22 protein-coding genes and 1 riboswitch are annotated in these 19641 nt (G+C 46.8%); of the genes, 7 read left to right on the top strand and 15 right to left on the bottom strand.

What is annotated here, in order from left to right; all coding sequences use genetic code 11:
- Window positions 1-24 precede the first annotated feature (24 nt).
- Window positions 25-633, bottom strand: coding sequence for a LysE/ArgO family amino acid transporter (locus WA325_RS12020; RefSeq protein ID WP_336183675.1), 609 nt, complete (start codon window positions 631-633; stop codon window positions 25-27).
- A gap of 118 nt (window positions 634-751) precedes the next feature.
- On the opposite strand from WA325_RS12020, the gene pdxR reads away from it, so the two are divergent.
- The gene (gene pdxR / locus WA325_RS12015) at window positions 752-2209 is read left to right on the top strand and encodes a MocR-like pyridoxine biosynthesis transcription factor PdxR (protein ID WP_336183674.1); all 1458 of its coding nucleotides are present in this window, start codon (window positions 752-754) and stop codon (window positions 2207-2209) included.
- 1 nt (window position 2210) lies between these two features.
- On the opposite strand, the gene WA325_RS12010 is transcribed toward pdxR, so the two are convergent.
- On the bottom strand, window positions 2211-2849 hold the full coding sequence (locus tag WA325_RS12010) for a pentapeptide repeat-containing protein (RefSeq protein ID WP_105953756.1): 639 nt from the start codon (window positions 2847-2849) through the stop codon (window positions 2211-2213).
- Window positions 2850-3057: 208 nt separating this feature from the next.
- Between WA325_RS12010 and WA325_RS12005 the strand changes: the two genes are divergently transcribed.
- Complete coding sequence (locus tag WA325_RS12005; RefSeq protein WP_336183672.1) at window positions 3058-3861, top strand: alpha/beta fold hydrolase; 804 nt, start codon at window positions 3058-3060, stop codon at window positions 3859-3861.
- 26 nt (window positions 3862-3887) lie between these two features.
- Here the strand turns inward: WA325_RS12005 and cysC are convergent, their stop codons facing one another.
- From cysC to WA325_RS11990, 3 genes are all read right to left on the bottom strand, one after another.
- Window positions 3888-4487: an adenylyl-sulfate kinase gene (cysC, locus tag WA325_RS12000; RefSeq protein ID WP_336183671.1), complete on the bottom strand. Its 600-nt coding sequence runs from the start codon at window positions 4485-4487 to the stop codon at window positions 3888-3890.
- Window positions 4484-5653 (bottom strand): sulfate adenylyltransferase, encoded by a 1170-nt coding sequence (sat, locus tag WA325_RS11995; protein WP_336183670.1) that lies wholly within the window; start codon window positions 5651-5653, stop codon window positions 4484-4486. The genes cysC and sat overlap by 4 nt, the downstream gene beginning before the upstream one ends.
- Before the next feature lie 134 nt (window positions 5654-5787).
- Window positions 5788-6498 carry a phosphoadenylyl-sulfate reductase gene (locus tag WA325_RS11990; protein ID WP_202853478.1) on the bottom strand — a complete coding sequence of 237 codons (711 nt, stop codon included), beginning with the start codon at window positions 6496-6498 and terminating at the stop codon, window positions 5788-5790.
- 199 nt (window positions 6499-6697) lie between these two features.
- Between WA325_RS11990 and WA325_RS11985 the strand changes: the two genes are divergently transcribed.
- On the top strand, window positions 6698-7381 hold the full coding sequence (locus tag WA325_RS11985; RefSeq protein ID WP_336183669.1) for a 2-phosphosulfolactate phosphatase: 684 nt from the start codon (window positions 6698-6700) through the stop codon (window positions 7379-7381).
- Entirely contained in the window at window positions 7378-8136 is a 759-nt protein-coding gene (locus WA325_RS11980) for a phosphosulfolactate synthase (protein WP_105990569.1), read from the top strand. Before WA325_RS11985 ends, WA325_RS11980 begins: the two co-directional genes overlap by 4 nt.
- Window positions 8137-8181: 45 nt before the next feature.
- Here the strand turns inward: WA325_RS11980 and WA325_RS11975 are convergent, their stop codons facing one another.
- The 7 genes from WA325_RS11975 to WA325_RS11945 all read right to left on the bottom strand — a co-directional run bounded on the left by WA325_RS11975 (window position 8182) and on the right by WA325_RS11945 (window position 15438).
- Window positions 8182-8811, bottom strand: a complete 630-nt coding sequence (locus WA325_RS11975; protein WP_010333695.1) for a YitT family protein — start codon at window positions 8809-8811, stop codon at window positions 8182-8184.
- A gap of 95 nt (window positions 8812-8906) precedes the next feature.
- Complete coding sequence (locus WA325_RS11970) at window positions 8907-10022, bottom strand: mandelate racemase/muconate lactonizing enzyme family protein (protein ID WP_248338314.1); 1116 nt, start codon at window positions 10020-10022, stop codon at window positions 8907-8909.
- An 8-nt stretch (window positions 10023-10030) separates the two neighbouring features.
- Window positions 10031-11299: an MFS transporter gene (locus WA325_RS11965; protein WP_044156438.1), complete on the bottom strand. Its 1269-nt coding sequence runs from the start codon at window positions 11297-11299 to the stop codon at window positions 10031-10033.
- An 89-nt stretch (window positions 11300-11388) separates the two neighbouring features.
- Window positions 11389-12240 (bottom strand): GNAT family N-acetyltransferase, encoded by an 852-nt coding sequence (locus WA325_RS11960; RefSeq protein ID WP_336183668.1) that lies wholly within the window; start codon window positions 12238-12240, stop codon window positions 11389-11391.
- A gap of 4 nt (window positions 12241-12244) precedes the next feature.
- Complete coding sequence (locus WA325_RS11955) at window positions 12245-12694, bottom strand: GNAT family N-acetyltransferase (protein WP_101860826.1); 450 nt, start codon at window positions 12692-12694, stop codon at window positions 12245-12247.
- A gap of 98 nt (window positions 12695-12792) precedes the next feature.
- Window positions 12793-14631: a bifunctional homocysteine S-methyltransferase/methylenetetrahydrofolate reductase gene (locus WA325_RS11950; protein WP_105953748.1), complete on the bottom strand. Its 1839-nt coding sequence runs from the start codon at window positions 14629-14631 to the stop codon at window positions 12793-12795.
- A 90-nt stretch (window positions 14632-14721) separates the two neighbouring features.
- Window positions 14722-14839: riboswitch (SAM riboswitch) on the bottom strand.
- 107 nt (window positions 14840-14946) lie between these two features.
- The gene (locus tag WA325_RS11945) at window positions 14947-15438 is read right to left on the bottom strand and encodes a YajQ family cyclic di-GMP-binding protein (RefSeq protein WP_044156433.1); all 492 of its coding nucleotides are present in this window, start codon (window positions 15436-15438) and stop codon (window positions 14947-14949) included.
- A gap of 148 nt (window positions 15439-15586) precedes the next feature.
- Between WA325_RS11945 and WA325_RS11940 the strand changes: the two genes are divergently transcribed.
- Window positions 15587-16435, top strand: coding sequence for a CvfB family protein (locus tag WA325_RS11940; protein WP_336183667.1), 849 nt, complete (start codon window positions 15587-15589; stop codon window positions 16433-16435).
- A 53-nt stretch (window positions 16436-16488) separates the two neighbouring features.
- Here WA325_RS11940 and WA325_RS11935 read toward each other — a convergent pair whose 3' ends face one another.
- From WA325_RS11935 to WA325_RS11925, 3 genes are read right to left on the bottom strand one after another with little or no spacing between them, the layout of a single operon-like run.
- Window positions 16489-17073, bottom strand: coding sequence for a sporulation delaying protein family toxin (locus tag WA325_RS11935; protein ID WP_024120881.1), 585 nt, complete (start codon window positions 17071-17073; stop codon window positions 16489-16491).
- On the bottom strand, window positions 17070-18005 hold the full coding sequence (locus tag WA325_RS11930) for a sporulation-delaying protein SdpB family protein (protein ID WP_227598276.1): 936 nt from the start codon (window positions 18003-18005) through the stop codon (window positions 17070-17072). Before WA325_RS11930 ends, WA325_RS11935 begins: the two co-directional genes overlap by 4 nt.
- A complete protein-coding gene (locus WA325_RS11925; RefSeq protein ID WP_024120883.1) occupies window positions 17990-18526 on the bottom strand; it encodes an SdpA family antimicrobial peptide system protein in 537 nt (178 codons plus the stop codon). Before WA325_RS11925 ends, WA325_RS11930 begins: the two co-directional genes overlap by 16 nt.
- Before the next feature lie 181 nt (window positions 18527-18707).
- Between WA325_RS11925 and WA325_RS11920 the strand changes: the two genes are divergently transcribed.
- Together WA325_RS11920 and WA325_RS11915 are read left to right on the top strand one after the other, a co-directional pair.
- The gene (locus WA325_RS11920) at window positions 18708-19055 is read left to right on the top strand and encodes a PadR family transcriptional regulator (protein ID WP_010333707.1); all 348 of its coding nucleotides are present in this window, start codon (window positions 18708-18710) and stop codon (window positions 19053-19055) included.
- A complete protein-coding gene (locus WA325_RS11915) occupies window positions 19052-19639 on the top strand; it encodes an HAAS signaling domain-containing protein (protein WP_105990577.1) in 588 nt (195 codons plus the stop codon). Before WA325_RS11920 ends, WA325_RS11915 begins: the two co-directional genes overlap by 4 nt.
- The last annotated feature ends 2 nt before the right edge of the window (window positions 19640-19641 follow it).

Raw genomic sequence — 19641 nt, 5'->3', positions numbered from 1 at the left:
TGTTTAGGCTGTGGTTTCCTCCAGTTAACGAAAGATCGAGAACAAGAAATAGACGGCGGCAGCCCACATTACCACCGCAGAACATTTGTTTACGATCAACATAAGCCTGCCGCTCGTATCTATCGTCTGAAACAGCCGGCCCGCTATCGCAAGACTGATAAACCAAATCCAAGACATAGCGATGCAGGCGGCCATAAAGAGCCATTTCTCAAGCCCTGAATACTGCAAAGAGCTTGTACCGATGACGCCGACAGTGTCTAAAATGGCGTGCGGGTTTAACAGAGACACAGCTGCGGCAAATGCGGCTTGTTTCTTTGCTGTGAATATATTGTTTTCTTTGTCATCCGTTTTCGGACGGCTGTTCCATGTTACCCAGCCCATGTAAATGAGAAACAAAAATCCCACGGCCATCATTCCCGTCTCAAAAACAGGCACCTGCTGCACAATGACAGATACACCCGCAACCGCTAACACAATGAGCAGGGTATCGCAGACAGAAGCACTGATGACGGCTGGCAGCGCCAGCCAAATATGCCTTTGCCACGCTCCCTGCTGAAAAATAAACACATTCTGCGCCCCCAGCGGCAAAATTAAGCCGAAGGCCAGCACGATTCCGTGAATCATTGCATTCATGCTGAAAAAACTCCTTTCACATCTGTTTTTCTCATAATAATAGAGAAGATTTTACATGTCTCCGGCCATTTGGTTGGTTTTGAAACCAGCCAAATGTATAATGTGAAAAAAAGGGGGCTTGACGTTGTCACATTGGCAGCCAAGCCGTGAATCGGACATTCCGCTTCATCGGCAAATCGAACAATATATAAAAGAAAAAATTCTCCATGGCGAGTGGGCTGTAGGGACGAAAATTCCGTCGCAAAGAACGCTGGCGGATATGTTTCAGGTCAACCGAAGCACAGTGACATCGGCGATTGATGAACTCACGTCTCAAGGTCTGTTAGAGGGGAGAAGAGGCGGCGGCACAAAGGTAGTAAACAGCACATGGAGCGTGCTTGCGTCAGCTCCGCCGCTTGATTGGAGCACCTATGTCCGCTCAGGGATTCATCATCCCAATTCTTCTATCATTCAGGATATCAATAAAAACGAGGCGCGAGCGGATATCATTCGGCTGGGGACGGGAGAGCTTTCACCAGAGCTGCTGCCGGCTGAAACGATGCGCAGGATGTTTCAGCAAATCAATCCGCATGTTCTGTCTTTAGGATACGAACAGCCGAAAGGAAATATAGATCTGCGGGAGGCGGTGGCTGAGCATTTAAAAACAAAGCATATCAATGTGTCACCTTCAGCCATTTTAATTGTATCCGGCGCACTGCAGGCGCTCCAGCTCATTTCGATCGGGCTTTTAAAGCGGGACTCAGTCATTTTGACAGAAAAACCTTCCTATCTTCGCTCTTTGCATGTTTTTCAATCCGCAGGGATGCGGCTTCGCGGTTTGCCGATGGATGAAGAAGGAATGCAGGCGGGGCTGATTTCAGCTTACCGGAAGCAATACGGGGGCCAGCTGCTTTACACGATCCCGTCGTTTCATAATCCGACTGGCATTGTCATGTCAGAGAAGAGAAGGGAAGAGGTTGTCAGTCTGTCAAAAAAAGAGCAGCTGCCGGTCATTGAGGATGATGCGTACGGTGATTTGTGGTTTGAAGAACAGCCGCCGCTGCCGTTAAAGTCGATGGATCAGGAAGGCAATGTCCTGTATCTCGGCACGTTTTCGAAAACAGTAAGCCCCGGTCTTCGAATCGGCTGGCTGGCCGGCCCGGAACCAGTTATTGAAAGGCTGGCTGACATTAAAATGCAGACGGATTACGGATCGAGCGGCCTCTCTCAATGGGCCGCGGCGCGATGGCTGTCACAAGGATATTATGAAGAACACCTCGCTTGGGTAAGAAAGGAGCTGAAGAAAAGGAGAGACGCGGCACTTCAGTTTCTTCAGCAGTATGCAGGAGATATTGCCGAGTGGCGCATCCCAGCCGGCGGCTTTTATATATGGGTCACATTCCACAAACAACTGCCTGTCAGGCAGCTGTTTATGGAATTATTGAAACAGCAGGTGCTGGTGAACCCCGGTTCCGTTTATGACGGCGATGACCGTCGCAGCATTCGGCTGTCGTATTCCTATGCGTCTCTTCAGGGTCTGAAAATCGGCATCAAGGCGGCTGCAGATACAGCCCGCCGCCTGATGACGCAGGCTTAAGCTAGACGATGACAGCTCCCAGCGCTCTCGCAAAGGCCATTGCGTGCTCCGGAGCAATTTTGCAGCCCTTTAATTTGTCTAGTGAGACATGGATCTGTTCAAACCGGCAGGAGCTGATGTCCACGTTTTGAAGTGACGTACCGGTAAAGTTGGCGCCCTCCAGTTCGCACGCATCAAAGTGTGTCTGCTGGAGCGCCATGCTGCTGCATTCACTTTGTAGAAGGACACAATGATGAAACAGAACGTGTTTCATATTCGAATAATAAAATGAACTGAATTGCCCGTGACATTCCTCGAACGACACATTCCGCAGCGTTGAGTCCGCCAAGTTCATCCCGACCATTTTCGATTGCTTAAATAAAGTTCTGTGCAGAACAGCCCCGCTGAAATCAGCGTTCGATAAATCGCATTTTTCGAAAATTACATCTGTCAGCTCAATAAAACGGAAGGAAACATCGATAAACACGACATTCCGAAATACGGTTTTTTCAATACAAAGCCTGTCTATGTCTTCACCGGAAATTGAACAATCTTCAAATAAATGCATGCTGATCACATCATCTGTTGCAGCCGTTTCATGAAAATCGGCGGCTTGCAGGTTTTCTGGTACGTACGGTTTTTGAATCGCTGTTTTATTCATCATTTGACATCCTTTACATTCCTGAATGACCTAAAACCATCAGGATCAATTTCATAGATCGTTTCCGCGGATTGATACATATAGTAAAACGTGAAGAGCCTATTCTGGGTGCTGCAGCCCGCTTGTTTTGTAAGCATAAATGCAAAGCTTCCCGCACGTCAAGGCGTTTACAAGACGGGAAAGGAAAAGGGAACAGGAGGAATGTGAAGTGGGGCATTACGTAAAAACCGAGGAGAATGTGACACTGTTTGTGGAGGATATCGGGCATGGAAGGCCGATGATCTTCTTGCATGGCTGGCCGCTGAATCATCAAATGTTTGAATATCAAATGAATGAGCTGCCGAAAAGAGGATTCCGTTTTATCGGCGTCGATTTTCGGGGCTACGGTGATTCCGACCGCCCGTGGGAAGGCTACGATTATAATACGATGGCAGATGACGTGAAGGCCGTTATTTATACGCTGCAGCTTGAGAATGCGATTCTCGCCGGCTTTTCGATGGGAGGTGCGATTGCGATCCGTTACATGGCAAGGCATGAGAGCGCCGATATCGATAAACTGGTTTTATTGTCAGCGGCCGCGCCAGCATTTACAAAGCGCCCGGGCTATCCGTACGGCATGAGGAAACAGGACATTGATGACATGATTGAACAATTCAAAAGCGATCGGCCGAAGACGCTTGCTGACCTGGGAAGACAGTTTTTTGAGAAACAAGTTTCTCCGGAGTTCCAGCAATGGTTCCAGAATCTTTTGCTGGACGCTTCCTCTTACGGAACGATTCACTCAGGCATTGCGTTAAGAGACGAGGATCTCAGAAAGGATCTGGCGGAAATCAAGGTGCCGACACTCATCCTGCACGGCAGAAAGGACAAAATCGCTCCGTTTGATTTTGCCAAAGTATTAAAACGCGGCATAAAGCAGTCGGAATTGGTTCCGTTTGAAAACAATGGGCACGGGCTCTTTTATGAGGAAAAAGAAAAAATAAACAGCCTGATTGCGCAGTTTGCTAAATAAAAAAACCCGATCAAATGTCGGGTTTTTTAAATGATGCCTTTGTGCTGCAATTCTTTGATGATCAAATCAGCTCCATCCGCAATGGACGTTTGGTCAGATTCAATGATCAAATCGGGAGAAAGAGGCGCTTCATAGGGAGAATCAATCCCCGTGAAATGTTTAATGTCTCCGTTGCGCGCTTTTTTATAAAGGCCTTTCGGGTCCCGCTGTTCACAAATCTGGAGCGGGCACTTCACATAAATTTCGAGAAATTCTCCATCGGGAAACTGCTCTCTGACCATATCCCGATCCTCTCTGAACGGAGAAATAAAGGCTGTTAAGATCATTTGGCCGCTATCGACAAACAGCTTTGCGACTTCCCCGATCCGGCGGATGTTTTCGATTCTGTCCTCAGTCCGAAAGCCGAGATCTTGATTCAATCCGTGGCGGATATTATCGCCGTCAAGGACATAACTCTGAATTCCCATGTGATAGAGCTTTTCATCTACGGCATTGGCGAGCACTGATTTTCCTGAGCCGGACAGACCGGTAAACCAAAGGGCGCAGCTTTTATGTCCGTTTAAGCTCTGTCTGTCAGATTTTTGGATCACCGCTGGATGCCAAACGATATTCGGGTTGTGTGTCATTCTGATCCCCCGCTGTTTCTCTGAATGGCAACAGGCTGCTGATGAAGCCCTTTTATCAGCACGCTTGCAACCTCGGGCCGGCTGAATTCTTTCGGCGGCTTTTTGCCTTGGCGGAGAAGCTCTCTCACTTTGGTGCCTGATAAATGGATGTGATCTCTCGCGCTGTGCGGACACGTTTTGGAGGTGCCCATATTTCCGCATTTCCGGCAGTAAAAGCTATGCTCAAAAAACAGCGGTTTGATGCCCAGCTCTTCTTCAGTGAATGATTTGAAAATGGTCTGTGCGTCGTACGTTCCATAATAGCTGCCGACACCTGCATGATCGCGTCCGACGATAAAATGGGTGCAGCCGTAATTTTTGCGGACGAGCGCATGGAAAATCGCTTCACGCGGTCCGGCATACCGCATGGCGGCAGGGAACACCGATAACATCACCCGATCCTTTGGATAATACTGGTCAAGCAGTACTTGGTAGCTTTCCATTCTGATACCACTCGGAATATCATCTGATTTCGTTTCTCCTACTAGCGGATGAAGCAGCAGACCGTCGACGGTTTCCAACGCTGTTTTTTGAATATATTCATGGGCTCTGTGAACGGGATTCCGCGTCTGAAAGCCGACAATCGTTTTCCAGCCGAGCTTTTCAAAGGCCGTTCTCGTTTGTGCCGGCGCTGCATAAAACTGTTCGAAGGACTTATCGGGAAGGCGGCTGACAAGGATAGGCCCTCCAATATAAAAGTCAGGACGCTCCAGCAGTTTTTTTACTCCGGGGTGGGCGGAATCGTTTGTTTTATAAACAGACAGCGCCTCCTGTGTTTTATCTGGCTGATAGATATCGGTCACTGTCATCATGCCGTACGTCACGCCGTGTTTCACAAGCTTCACGTGATTTCCGACAGACAGCTGTTTTGCTGTTTCTTCGCTGACAGGCAGCGTAATAGGCAGACTCCACGGCAAACCGTTCGCCAGCCTCATCTCTTTCACAACGGAATGATAATCTTTTTCTCCCAAAAAACCTGTTAACGGGCTGTAGCCGCCGATCGCGATAAGCTCGAGGTCGCTCAGTGCCAGCTGATCAAGCTCAGCTTCGCAAGTGCAGCCATCAAAAGTGCATGCGGGATCGAAGCGGTTGATTAACACCCCTCCATGGGGCTCGATTGCATTCACGTGCTTAACCTCCATCTTTGCGTTTTACATTGTTTTTTAATAGTCTGCCATTTCTTCGCTGGACGGGCTTTCTCATCAATAGAAAATGTAGATTGAAACCTGCCGGCGCTTCCATTCTCACGACATACGGTCTTTCATTCCTGGTGCAGACCGCATTCAGTTTTCTCGCGTCCGGCCCATCTTCCCGCTCTCTCATCATTTGGGTTTGAAGAAGGCAATGTGCACATTTCACAGCCTATGCTCGGGTAATTTTGATCGTGCAGTTTGTTGTAAGGCAAATTGTGGAGCCGGATGTACGTCCAAACATCATCCCATGTCCAGTGAATGAGCGGACAGATTTTAATAAGCTTAAATTTGTGATCCTGATTGATGAATTGAATATGCTTTCTCGTCGGCGATTGCTCCCGGCGCAGACCTGAAATCCAAGCTGTCATGCCTGATAAGTGTTTTTGCAGAGGTGCGATTTTCCGTAATTGACAGCAGAGATTCGGGTTGTGTTTCCATAATTCATCGCCGTATTGCGCCGCTTGTTCTTTTAAGTTCAGCTCGGGTTCAAGCAGCTGGATCGTAAATGCCGGGTATTTTTGCTTGACGGCTTCGATCAGCTCATATGTTTCCTGAAAATGGAGCCCTGTATCTAAAAAGATGATGTGCGCGTGTTTGTTGATCTTTGAAATTAAGTCGAGAAGCACCATCCCTTCAGCGCCAAAGCTGCATGCATACACGATCTTATCCCCGTATGTCCTGTAAGCCCATTTCAATACATCGAGCTCATCGATCAATTGGTCCGTCATCTCTTTTGCCAGCGTTTCGTTCCATGTGTCAAAGGTGATGTGTTCGTTCAATATTTTCCCCCCGTTTTGCATCTGTCTGTTTTTTATCTATTGATCGAGTTATAGGCAGACTATTCACTTTTGAGATAAAGGTTCAGGGTTTTTAGGTGTGCGGCCGCCTAAATGAGGAGACGGAGGCGCGGCGGAACCAATAAGAGACCAGCTGAATATGCTTTTTAGCAAAATGGTTTTATGCCCAAGGAGAGGTATTATGCCGATTACCATTTATCAGGGGCATCATCATTCACTTGCCCCGGCAGATATCAATATCGTTATTGACGTCATTCGAGCCTTTACCGTGGCCCATTTTGCTTTTATCGGCGGGGCGAAAGAAATTCTCTTGGTCCGGACAACTGAAGAAGCTTTCAAGTTGAAAGAAACCTATCCGGATTATGTATTAACAGGAGAGGAAAAGGGGGTCGGAATCAAAGGATTTGATTTGGATAATTCTCCAAAGCGTATGGCAGAGCAGGATATGGCGGATAAGCGGCTGATCCAGAAAACGACAAACGGCGTCACAGCGGCGTTAGGAGCGCTGAAGGCCAGGCATCTTTTTGTGACCGGATTTTCTAATGCCAGAACAACAGCGGAATATGTGAAAAAGCTCGCTGCAAAAGATTGTGTGCTGAACATTGTGGCTTCCCATCCGTCAGGTGATGATGATATGGCATGTGCGGAATATATCAAAGGCATTATAGAAGGGAAGAATGGTGCGGCCGCTGAAGTGATTGAAAGAATCAAAAACTCATCCGTTGCGGAGAAGTTTTTTGACAGCAGTCAGCCGTTATTTGAACCGGAAGACATTGCGTACTGTACAAAAGAAATAACGGGCGATTTCGTGATGAAAGTAAAACAAGAAAGAGAAGTTCCAACGATAGAGAGGGTCATGATATGAATGATTTTTCACTAGAATTGCCAGTGAGAACAAGTAAACCGAGAGAAAACGGACAGACCATTTTAATCGACAACGGCTACCCCTTACAGTTTTTCAAAGATGTGATAGGCGCGGCATCAGACTATATAGATTTTGTGAAATTCGGCTGGGGCACTTCATTACTTACGAAAGACCTTGAAGAAAAAATCAGCTCCCTGAAAGAGCATGACGTGAAGTTTTTCTTCGGCGGCACGCTGTTTGAGAAATATGTAAGCCAGAATAAAGTCAACGAATTTCATCGGTACTGCACTTACTTCGGGTGCGAATATATTGAGATTTCAAACGGCACTCTCCCGATGACGAATAAAGAAAAAGCGGCTTACATTGCTGATTTTTCTGATGAATTTCTTGTGCTCAGCGAGGTAGGCAGCAAGGATGAGGAAGTATCAAGCTGCCAGTGCTCTGAGGAATGGCTTGAGTATATTCTCGAAGATATGGAGGCAGGCGCAGAGAAAGTGATTACGGAAGCAAGGGAAAGCGGGACAGGGGGGATCTGTTCCAGCAGCGGAGATGTCCGGTTTCAAATCGTTGATGATATCATTTTGTCGGATATCGATATCAGCCGAATGATATTTGAAGCACCGAACAAAACGCTCCAGCAAGGTTTTATTCAAAGGATCGGGCCGAATGTCAATCTGGCGAATATCTCATTTCATGATGCGATTGCTCTGGAGACTTTGCGCTTGGGGTTAAGATCCGATACCTTTTATTTATAAAACAGCGGCTGCGGGGCTCTCTGTATCGGGAGAGCCTCTTGCCTATTATTTTTTATGACGGTACATAGGCGTAAGTATGGGAAGAGAGGTCAGGCGGATGTTATAGATGAAGTCGATGACTCTTGTTGATATCACTTGGCAAATCAGAGCTTGAATCACAATGCCCCAGGCAATAATTGATGCGGTAATCATAAAAATGATGCAATTCATAATGAGCAAGATGGTTCCCGGGTTTCCGCCCCGGTAAATTGAGATCATAAGAGCAAGGGCTCCAAACCCTCCGTTAGAAATTTTATATTTGTATAAAAGTCCGATGCCGAGTCCTAATAAAACAGCGCCGCTTGCCAAATCAAGCCACAGGTTTGAGGTGATGTCCGGAAAAATGACATCGAAGATCAATACCGATACAGAGGTGACGGTAATCGAGGCGAGAGTGCCGGTGAATGTTCTCATCTCCAGCCATTTTAAAGCAGTGAAAAGCATTGACACATTCACAGCCCATACCGAGAAGCCGTGGGGAATGTGAAACAAATGGTGCAGTAAGACCGCAATACCTGCCGCCCCGCCTGTCGGAATATCATGCGGAAATAAAAATAAGGACATGCCGAGTCCCTGTAATACACCGCCTGTGACAATCATAAACGTGAGTTTTGCTTTCATCAGCAGTTCAGCCATTAAGTCATTTGCTCCTTTATGAAAAGACTTGTCCGCTGTTACCATTTTATGAGGCTGTCCATGATTTATGTCTATAAATAAAGGGATAGTACAGCTTAAAACGCTGAACCATCCCACATATACCGATTGATGATCTCCATATTGATTTCTCTGCCGATCCCTGTTCCTTTCGGGAGGTGCACGATTCCTTTTGAAGGCTGAAGGCTGATCAGTTCTGTAAAAGGATTCTCCATTACGTCCCACTCAATCGGTTCAATTTGGTCGTTCTCCATTTTTGACCACGGAGGCAGACAGGCCTGCGCAAATAAAGCATAAAGCCGGGAAAGAGCGCCGTCATAGGCATGGGCAGACGCTCTCACACCGAAATAACGCGCGAGCTGGAGGCAGTCGCGAAACTCATCAATTCCATTGACATGCATGACATCAGGCTGAATAATATCCAGGCAGCGCTGTGAGAGGAGAGGCGCAAATTGTGCCGCGCCTTTCATATTTTCTCCGCCGGCGACAGGAACGGATAAACGGCTCCGCAGCAAAGTGTAATCCTGCGGCTGGTCAAAAGGCAGAGGCTCTTCCAGCCAGCTGATATTGGCCCATTTCAAAAAAAGACGCTCCCACTTTAAAGCTGCTGCTGTATCGTAGCTTTGGTTTGCGTCCAGAATAATAGAAACAGAGCTGCCGGCCGTGTTTTGCAGGGCAGTGATATGCCGCACATCTTCCTCAAAGGTTGTCCCGCCGATTTTGACTTTGATTTGATTGAAGCCCTGTTTCAATTGAACTTCAACATTCGTAAGCGAGCTGCTGATCCATTGCGGATGGTCTGAATATGATTGGAAAGAGGCATATACAGGGAGTTCTTCTCTGTACCGTCCGCCCCACATGTCGCATACGGAACAACCTGCCGCTTTTGCCGCAATCTCCGTCAGTGCCATACTTACAGCCGATGCCGCCCGCTGATGCCATTTTTTGATTGTGTGCACTAAAGGCAGGCGGCTGCCTGCCTGTTTACCTAAGAGATAGGGAATGATTCGTTTTGTGAAACCGACATGCAGGGCCGGGAGCCAATCCGCGCACTCTCCCCAGCCGTCAATGCCGCTTTCTGTGATAATTCTGATCAGATAGCATGTCCGGTATTGTTTAAATCCGTTTGCATCTCCGTAAGGTTTCTCTAATCGGTGAAAGAGCGGAAAGGTCTCGATCCGTTCGATTTTCAAACCGGACGCTACCTTTCCTCAGCCGGCTGAAGCCGATTGCCGTTCATTGCAGGCTCTTCTTTTTCATTTGTCTCGTCTTTATTTTGTTTGACATGAATCAGCGTAAGCACAAGAATGCCGACAACCAGTGTCAAACCCGCAATGCTTAAGAACATGCCGGGTCTTGACCACTGCATCAAGCGCCCGAAAATAGGAGGCCCGATTGCCACCCCCAGAAAACGCACTGATCCGTACAGCGATGTCACAAAACCCCGTCGTTCTTTGCCGACAGCGCCTGTGATAAAGCTGTTTATACAAGGAAGGACAAGACCTGAACCGATACTGCTCAGCACGAGAACGCTGATAAACAGGACGAGATTTTCAATGAATGACAGTGCCGCGTAAGACACAGTCATAAACGCTAAACCGATGACGATCAGTTTTTTCATTAACGATTGCTTTTGTCCGATTTTGCTGCCCGTCGTATAGGATGTCACACACATGACCAAAAGGGGAATCGCCAAAATCAGCCCTTTTTTGACGCCGTCTGTATCGTATGTTTTTTCCAGTACGTCTGATAGGTAAAACAAAATGCCGAATAAAGTAAACAAACAGGTAGCCCCGGCTAAATAAGCGGTAAACAGCCATCTGCCTTCATGCTTAAACACACTTAACAGCCCTTTTGCATATTTTCCGATAGGAGGCGGTTCTTTTTCTTTTTCCTTTTCTTTAATAAAAATCCAAGTCAGCACGATTGAAATGATACAAAACACAGGAAAGGCAAAAAATGCGCCATACCAAACGATCAGGGCGATAAGTGAGCCAATAATCGGCGATAGAACTTTCCCCATTCCGTTTGACGCTTCAACAAGGCCGAGCACTCTGCTTTCCTGTGCGCCTTTAAATAGGTCCGCTGACAGCGCCATCGCAATCGGTCCCGTTCCGGCTGCTCCGATACCCTGAAGAGCCCGGCCAGCCATGACCCACGGATAAGCATTGTCAAAAAAACCTGCCGCAAACCCGGCCAGCAATCCGCCTGCTCCATACAAAAATAAGCAGGGAATAATGATGATTTTCCGTGAAAACCGGTCTGCGAGATAGCCGACAATCGGAATCGCAAACGCCGCAATCAGGGAAAACACCGTGATCACGAGACTGACTTGAAATTGGGATAAATGAAGTTCAGATTTCATTTTTGGAAGTATGGGAATAAGCATAGAGTTTCCAAGGGTTAATATTAAAGGGATTGAACCGATAGCTACAATCGTCATTCCGTTATTTTGTTTTGATGTTTCCATCTCAAAGCACACTCCTTTTCTTCTGCTTAGAGTGTCCCTGAAGGCATTAAAAAAACCGAACAGAATCTTCCTGTTCGGGTAAAAAAGGGTTAACCGAGCGCTTGTGAGATGACAGCGAATAATTGTCTGTTTCGTGCAGGCAGCGTCTTTTTTTGGTACATCATAAGCGGGGGCTCATCGTCTAAGTGAAAGCCCATTGCTTCCAGGCTGTCATGCAGCAACGGGCTTTCCCCAGGCACGTCGATTCGGATGGCTCCTTGTTTTCCTGCGGTCAGCCTGTTGACCAATACAGCAGCGAGACCCGGTGACGTTGCGATAAGCGGGCCTAATTTCAGGTTGGGGGGTGTTTGTACAGATAAGCCATAGCCAATGAATGTGCCTTCATGATTTCTGGCAATTATACATTCCGCTGATTGGGAGATCAAATGATGCAGAAGTGCTGCTCTGTCTCCGCCAAAGGCGGCTTGATCAGCCGCGATTAATTCCGGAAAATCCTTTTCTGTAAAAGATGTCAGTTCAATGTCGTGCTGCTTTGTAAGCGGCTTGAAGCTTTGACAGCTGTATTTGCGGATTGAACCCGCTGTTTGAAATCCGGCTTTTTCATAAAGCGGCAAACCTTCCTTCGTGGCGCAAAGCATGATGGCGGTGTTTTCATCGACTTGGCTGATACATGCGTTCACCATCCGCCGCCCCAGGCCTCGCCGTTTGTACTCGTTGTCGACGATAACGAGTCCGATAGAAGCAAGTCGGCCATACAAAAACAAACCGATGCAGGAGATGATGTCTTCTTGGCTGTTTTGATACCCGAAGAAGCGTCCATGTTTTACAAGCAACTGCAGCTCTCGCTCGCCGTAATCCGGCCACCCGGCTTGCCGGGACAGACGCAATAGGCCGGGCACATGTTTTTCAGTAAGCTGAATCAGCTCAATCGCTGAATGCATGTCATCACCTGCTTGTTCCTGTTTTTTTGTACATCACAATATGGGTGCCGATGCCGGAAATCTCAAACGGCTCGCCAAGTTCTTTCCAGCCAAGCTTTTCGTAATAGCCTTTCACATGGTATCTTGCGTTGCACCAGACCGCCTGTACGCCCATATCGGCCAGCTTCTGCTCCGCGTATGTGATCAGTGTGCTTCCGGCTTTTTGATCACGGTATTCTTCGAGCGTTGCCATGCCTCTAAGCCGATATGCGGGTGAATCAGTCAATAGCGGCTGATTCTCGGGAGAAAAGGAAGCGATGCTGATCAGCGTTCCTTCAAAAAAAGCGCCGAGATGGAAAGAGCCTTCTGCTTGATCCTGTTCATATTTGCATTGTTCAATTGATTGATGGGGACGTAAAATGCGGTTTCGGATTTCATAGGTATCCTCTGCGGGAATGGTTTTCACTTCAAGCATGATGTTCCTCCTCTTATGTGATTTATTTTCTATATCGTAACACGAATCGGGTTTGAAAAAGACTGCCCAATTGGTTCGGACAGTCTTAGAAAGCGATGTTAATGCAAATAAATATTCTGACGCTGTTCATCTTTTTGCTTAATGTAAGATGTAAGTTCCGAGGTCAGGTCGGATCTGAGAAAAGGCGTGATTAAATAGATGCCGTTAAACAGTTCGCAGGCAGTATCCAGCAGGGAGCGTGCAATCGCGAGGCCTTCCGCCTTTTGTTTCTCTTTATCTTCGCCGGCGCGCGCCATTTTTTCGCGAATGGAATCGGACAGCTTGATGCCGGGAATTTCGTTATGGATAAACTCAGCGTTCCGGCTGCTTGTCAGCGGCATAACGCCGATATAAATCGGAGTCTTCAAATGCTTTGTTTCATTATGAATATCGACAAGCTGCTGCTCCGAATAGACGGGCTGTGAGATAAAATAATCGGCGCCGCAGTCTATTTTTTTCTCCAGCCGTTTTACGGCTTTATCGAGATGGCGGACGTTTGGATTAAAAGCAGCGGCCACTGAGAAATTGGTTTTCTTTCCGAGCGGTTTTCCGGACAGAGACAGCCCTTCATTGAACTGTTTAATCAGCCTGATTAAATCAAAGGATGTTAAATCATAGACAGACGTTGCACCCGGGAAATCACCGATTTTAGAAGGATCGCCGGTAATCGCCAGCACATCATGCAGCCCTAATGTGTCGAGTCCCATTAAATGTGACTGGAGGCCGATAATGTTTCGGTCCCGGCATGTAATATGGACAAGAGACCGCATATCGAGCTGCTGCTTGACAAGGGCGCCGCAGGCAACATTGCTGATCCGCGGGGTTGCCAGTGAGTTATCGGCGAGCGTCAGGGCGTCGATTCCCGCTTCCTTTAATTCAGCAGCGGCGGACAGAAATTTGTCAAAGCTCAATTTCTTCGGCGGGTCCAGCTCAACAATAATTGAGCGCTTTTCCGCAGCAATTTCATTTAATCCCGGCTCTGTCCGTTCGTGCTGAACAGTCACCAATTCCTTTGCCCGAACCTTTACATGCTTTTCCGTAACGGGGGCGAGTCCGCCCACAGCCTCTGCCATAGCCCGGATGTGGTTTGGCGTGGTGCCGCAGCAGCCGCCGATAATCCGCGCGCCTTGCTTGCGGAACTCAGCCGCGCTGTTTTGAAAATACGTGTCGTCAGTTTCATATACGAGCCGGCCTTCTTCGAGAGAGGGGAGGCTGCTGTTCGGGTAGACAGATAAAAACACGTCATCAAAAATCGGCACTTCACTGAGCGCTTCAATCATGTGGTAAGGGCCGAGCCGGCAGTTAATGCCGACGATATCGGCACCGAGATCCGCAACCGAGCGCAGCGCATCAGAAAGCGGCGTTCCATCCTGAAGTACGCCCTGCTCATGCATGGATACATTCAGCATAATCGGAAGATCGGTTTCTTTTCGGGCAATTTTCAGCACTGCACGGGCTTCTTCCAAATCATAATACGTTTCTAACAGCAAACCGTCCGGCTCTTCATGCAGCAGTAAATACAGCTGTTCGCGAAAGCTTCGTTTGATTTCGTCAAGGCTGTACGCGTTTTTGTTAAACGTGCGGATGCCGCCCATCGTCCCGAGCACATACGCATCGCCGGCGGAAGCCCGCGCGATTTTTACAGCCTCCTGATTCATTTTTTTGATGTCATCTTCAAGGCCGTGTCTCGATAATTTAATATAGTTCGCTCCGTACGTGTTGGTTTGAATGATGTTTGCTCCCGCTTCGACATAGGCTTTATGTATACGCTGAATTTCCTCAGGTTTTGAAAGATTAAGCTCCTCAAAGCACCTGTCTATTCCGAAGGAGTAAAGCAGCGTGCCCATTGCGCCGTCACCGATTAACACCTGTTTCTTCAAATCTTCTAAAAGTCCCATTGTCTGCCTCCTTTATTCACATTCAGCAAGGAAAAAAGAGAAATAAAAAAAGTCCTCTTAAGAAGAAGACTTTGTCAGTGATATTGTCTCTTCTTATCTTCCAAGCTGTTCGAGCTTGCTGGATTTAGCACCTTGGTCATGGCAATGCGCCATTACACCGGTTGCTGAAGCTTCGTCGGGCCAGTCCCTCTGCTTCTCTTGATAAGAACGGATATGAAATTTTACAGGTTCAGGAGCTGCCAAAAGATGCCTGGCATTTTCCCTTTCTCCAAATTTACCGAAAATAAAGACAATAATCAATAGGAATCGGAAAATTTATCTGAAATTTATAAATTGAACGTCAATTGGCAGATCAGCACCTCGAACTGCTGCGATAACCTGCTGAAGATCATCCTTGTTTTTTCCGGTGACACGCACTTGATCATCCTGCACTTGAGACTTTACTTTCAGTCCGGAGTTTTTGATGATGGTATTGATTTTTTTGGCGTTGTCTTTGTCAATTCCTTGAACAAGCTTTGCGCGCTGGCGTACGGTGCCGCCGGACGCGTTCTCAATTTTGGCGTAATCAATGTTTTTTGTCGGCACGCTGCGCTTAATCAATTTGCTGACAAGCACATCTTTGAGCTGGCTTAATTTGAATTCGTCATCGGAAACAAGAACAAGCTCTTCTTTATCTAATGAAATGTCACTTTTGCTCCCTTTGAAGTCATAGCGTGTGCTGATTTCCTTCAGTGCGATTTGAATCGCGTTTTGCACTTCAGGGAGCTCCACCTTGGATACAATATCAAATGAACTTTCTTTTGCCATATGAAAACCTCCATAACATTTAACTTATGTGTTGATTATAGTAGAATAAAGAGAAACTTCCAACAGAACAAAGAATCAATTTGTGATGATTGGAAAAAATGTTAACAAGATCCGCAGTGGAATAAGCGGGAAGAGGAAGGACGATAGCATGAGACCAGGGCAGCAGTTAACCTTGAGTATAGATCACGAAACGGACTTCGGTTACTTTTTAACCGATGGAGAAGATACGATTCTCTTACATAACAGTGAAGTGACAGAGGATATAGAAGACAGAGATGAGGTAGAGGTCTTTATATACGTTGACCAGCAGGAACGGCTCGCAGCAACGATGAAAATTCCGGTCATCAGCGCGGATGAATACGGCTGGGTAGAGGTAGTGGACACGGTAGAGGATATGGGCGTATTTGTCGATGTCGGCCTCTCAAAAGACGCGCTTGTCGCAACAGAGCATCTGCCGCCGTATGAAGATGTCTGGCCGCAAAAAGGGGATAAGCTCTACTGTATGCTGAAGGTGACGAATCGGGGGCGCATGTTTGCCAAACCCGCACCAGAGGATATCATCAGCGAGCTGTTTACGGACGCTTCAGACGATCTGATGAATAAAGAGCTGACCGGAACGGTGTACAGGCTGATCGCTTCAGGATCGTTCATCATTACGGATGACGGAATCCGCGGTTTTATTCATTCATCAGAAAGAAAAGAAGAGCCAAGACTCGGCTCAAGAGTGACAGGACGTGTGATTCAAGTGAAGGAAGACGGCTCATTGAATTTGTCGCTACTTCCGAGAAAGCAGGATGCGCTGTCTGTTGATGCCGAGTATATTCTTACGTATTTAAGAGCGAGAAACGGCGCCATGCCGTACAGCGACAAAAGCCAGCCTGATGATATCAAAGAACGTTTTAACATGAGCAAGGCCGCCTTTAAACGGGCGCTCGGCCACTTAATGAAAAACGGAAAAGTGTATCAGGAAGACGGCTGGACATACGAGAAAAAATAGCGCATGAAAATGGCTCGCCTGCAGCAGAACTGCGGAGCGAGCCTTTTTTAATTCTAATTTAATTCATCAACCAGCGTTCTGATTGCCATTTCGCGATCCACATTGTCTGAAATCGCGATCGGCGTAATATCAATGGCAAGAATGACAAGAATCAGCGCACCGGCTGCGGCAACATAAGAAACATAATAGAAATAGTTAGCGGTATCGACCGTGTTGACGAGCTCGGCTTGAACTCTGGACGTATCATCCTTGGAAGCGGCGATGTCCTTTGCAGCTTCTACTTTTTCTTCAACGATTTGACCTGCTTTTTTCAGCAGTTCATCCACCTTCATTGCATCTTTGCTGTAAACAGCTTTCTTCAGATTGTCAAAAAAGTCAGCATCCTCTTTTTTGATATCAGCAACAACCTGATTGGCAAAAGCCTTTGCCTGTTTTGTGTTGAGCTTGTCAGTCATGGCTTTATTAAATACCTCTGGAAGCTTTTTGCCCACTTCACCCTGAGCAAACACAAACCCTTTAAAAATCTCTTCACCTGAATACTCAAGCTGCTTCGCCTGTGCTACACTTTCCTGCTGCTTCACCAAAAACACTGTTGTTACCAATACAACCGACAAAAATACAAGAAACGCCTTCTTCAAACTGAAACCTCTCCCTTCTTTTCTTTTTTATTCCACTTCAGTCTGCGTATATATGTAAATTGAAACGTGGAATCAATTGGAGTGAGATACAATATCAAAATGCCGGCCATGATGAGTGAAAAGCTGATTAAACCCAGCATAACCGCGAATATCTCGTGCATAAAAACAGCGATGATTAAAATCAATCTCCAATGCTTCTTCGGCGCGAACAGTGCCGCAAAAATGACAATCTGAACGAGAAGCGTCCCCCATGTCGGAATCACCACAAACGGACTTGTCACAAACGGCTTCGTTAAAGCCTGGAAAAAGCCGTTGAAGCCGATGGTTTTTTCCTGGGCGAAATAATAGACGGCCGTTCCGTCCACCCATTCCTGCTGAGACAGCTTAGCGACAGTAGAGTGGAAGTAAAGCACCGCTACTTGGAGTCTGATGACAAAATAAGAAATAAAAGCTGTGATTTTTCCAATTGTTCTTTGGCCCTCTGGATCATCAGGCCTTCTGCTCCAATGCCATTTTCTCGGGTCAGTCAGCGTGATAGGAATCAGCAAAAATGTGATAACCGCGGCTGCCTGCTCGCCTCCGTCGATGACAATTAACGACGACTGCAGGCTGTAACTGACATACCAATGGAGAATCCCGGTGATTCTGGGGCGCCATCCGATCACAACAAGCACCAGAATGGCAATACAGACCCACCTGAACAGATTTAACATCATATAGTTATTTTCGCCGAGGCAAAAGAGACTGAGATTCATTTTACAAGCAGGGTAACTGCTGATTCCGCTGGCTGGCTTCATAATGAGGCTCGGATGATTGACAAGCAGCGTCAGCAGGCTGGATAAAGCAATAATGCTTCGCGCGAGTCCGTATACATTTGTCCACGGGTTTTTTTTGTCCCATCCGGTGATGGTCTGTTTTATGTTTTCGAGCATGAGATCACAACCTTGACTATGCTTTTTACCTGATAAGATGAAGCGGTGTATTTAGAATAGCTCCATGGAACGATGTCCTCTTTCGTCAAATAATAGCTGCCGCAAAGCAGCGGGCGGGGCGCCGGTGTTTGCAGCTGAACGGTTTTGGCTTTGCTTTTGCAGGCACTCAGGTCCGTTTCTTTACATTCTGTCCACTGTTCCTTTCCGACTTGGCTGTAGATCACGCCCATTTCTACGCCCTGCGATCGCCCATAACGGTACAGGCCGAATAGATTATCAGCCCTCATATTAGGCCATCTGACCTTGGCGCTGGCATCTCCATCTTCATATAAGCCGATGGCGGTATCGCGGGGGTTTTTGCTGAAAAAGCCCCAGCCTTGAGGAATGACGCTGGACATGAGAAATTTGGAGTCCTTTGTCAGCGGAATCGGGGTTGTCCCTAAGCTGCCAATGATGGAAAACAGAAATAAAGACCCCCAGAGGACTGAAAAAATGATAAAAAATGATATCGATTTCTGCATTCGACTGCTCCTTTTTAAACTGAAGAAATTCATTTTTCTTACTTTTCATAATATAAAAACATTTTTGTAATAAAAAGGTTAAAAAGTATGAGAAATTCCATTTTTGTTAATGGGAAAAATAGGACATTTTTCATAGCTATATGTCATTGATATATAGTGATTTTTTCGATATATTTAAACCATGAAAACGAATCAAATTAACGACCGCTGGATTGTTCAATTTCGCAAAGGGATTTTCGAGCTGGCTATTTTATCCCTGCTGCGCTCAAAACCGATGTATGGTTATGAGCTGACATCGTCCTTAAAAACAACCCCGGCACTGGCTATTTCAGAGGGTGCGATTTATCCGATTTTGAAACGGATGACGGAGAAGGACTGGGTCGAATTTTTTTGGCAAGATTCTTTGGACGGCCCGAAAAGGAAGTACTACAAAATGACGCAAAAAGGAGAAGAGATGTTAAAAGAACGGCTGGAGAAGTACCTGGAAACCCATCAAGCTTTATTGTCTTTATCGGGGGATTTGCTATGAATGCACAGCACATCATTGACCGCTATACGGAGGAACTAAACGCTGAGCTGGCGAATATGCCTGAAGTAGAGAGAGAAAACACGATAGCCGAACTGAAGGGCCATTTAACCGCTTTTGTACAAGACAGAATGAATGCCGGCCATAGTGTAGAGGATCTGCGGGAAGCTGTCGAAAATGAGTTTTCTCATCCGAAAGAGCTTGCCGAAGCGATGATGGGTGAAGGGAAGGAACAGAAACGGAGGGGTTCTGTGTTAGGAAAAAGCGGACTTTCAGTTTTTCTCATTGCTGTAATCATACTCCTGCCGCTGCTGCCGCCCTCATACAGATATGTGCCATTGGCTCTTTATTTGGCGGTGCTCGCAGGCTATGTGTGGAAGCGTAAGAAGTTAATGATGTTTGCGGGCGTAAGAAAGAACAAAATGCGCTCTCAACATGAGATTGTCACGATTTCTAGGGTCGGTGCGGGCTATCTGCTGTTTTTGGCTGTTCTGCTTCTTGTGCAGCCGTTCATCAATGCATTCGTCGTCCTTCTGCTGATTGTGGTTAGCTGTGCCGCTTTTTTTCTTTATTTAAACGTCAAGTAATG

This window comes from Bacillus sp. 205(2023) (genome assembly GCF_037027485.1).
Taxonomy (GTDB): Bacteria; Bacillota; Bacilli; order Bacillales; family Bacillaceae; genus Bacillus; species Bacillus halotolerans.
Note: the sequence above shows the minus strand (reverse complement) of the source record. Positions and strands in the feature narration are given on the sequence as shown.